Source organism: Pseudomonas sp. K5002, from assembly GCF_013386655.1.
In the GTDB taxonomy this organism is placed as follows: Bacteria; Pseudomonadota; Gammaproteobacteria; order Pseudomonadales; family Pseudomonadaceae; genus Aquipseudomonas.
In genome coordinates, this window is the sequence record NZ_JACARK010001036.1 from 1 (window position 1) to 840 (window position 840).

Sequence of the window (840 nt, forward strand, 5' to 3'; positions counted from 1 at the left end):
AAACCCCGTTGGCGGTGTTGTTGAGCGTGGCATCCAGTGAACAGCTCAAGGACCATCCGCAACTGAGCAAGCTGCTGCGGGAACAGTTGGAGCAGGTGCAGCAACGGCTTAATCGTGAACTCAATCGTGCCCGCCTGGCCGGAGAGACACTGCCGGGTGCCTTGTTCGATTGCGACGGCGAATTACCGGGGTTGCTTGCGACCCTGAACATGATCCATGGCGAACACCTGGATTTGAGTTACCGCGTGCCGCCCGGTTTGCAATTGCCGTGGGACCGCGAAGACCTGCTGGAACTGTTGGGCAACCTGCTGGACAACGCGTGCAAATGGGCGGATGCGGAGATTGTGTTGAGCATCGGCGAAACCCCGGAAGGCTTTCGGTTGGCTGTCGAAGATGACGGGCCGGGGATTCCCGAGAGCCAGCGTGATCAGGTGTTCAGCCGAGGCACGCGGTTGGATGAGCAGACTGACGGGCATGGTCTGGGGCTGGGGATCGTGCGGGATATTGTCGAGGTGTGGGGTGGGGTGCTTCTGTTGCAGGAGAGCGAGCTGGGCGGGTTAAAGGTCATCATCGACCTGCCACGCCGCCATTGAAAACAAACCGTAGCAGCTGTCGAGCCTCGCCAAGGCTCGACAGCTGCTACGGGATACTCGGGCTGATTGCCGGAGTATCCCGCAACTCATCAAACCCTGAACTGATCCATCAGGCCCTGCTGCTGATTCGCCAGGCTGTTCAACGCCTGGCTGACCCGCGCCGATTCATTCGCTTGCTCGGACAACGACTCCGTCACATCTCGAATCGTCGCCACGTTGTTGTTGATCTCCTCGGCCACCGCACTTT

Annotated in this window: 2 protein-coding genes; one reads left to right on the top strand and one right to left on the bottom strand. The window is 59.6% G+C overall.

Going from position 1 to position 840, the window contains the following annotated elements:
• Window positions 1–593: ATP-binding protein (locus HX846_RS32885; RefSeq protein ID WP_256740216.1), on the top strand; the 593-nt coding region annotated here is incomplete at its 5' end.
• A gap of 89 nt (window positions 594–682) precedes the next feature.
• On the opposite strand, the gene HX846_RS39940 is transcribed toward HX846_RS32885, so the two are convergent.
• Window positions 683–840, bottom strand: a 158-nt coding sequence (locus HX846_RS39940) for a hypothetical protein (protein ID WP_256740219.1), incomplete at its 5' end; no start/stop codon positions are given.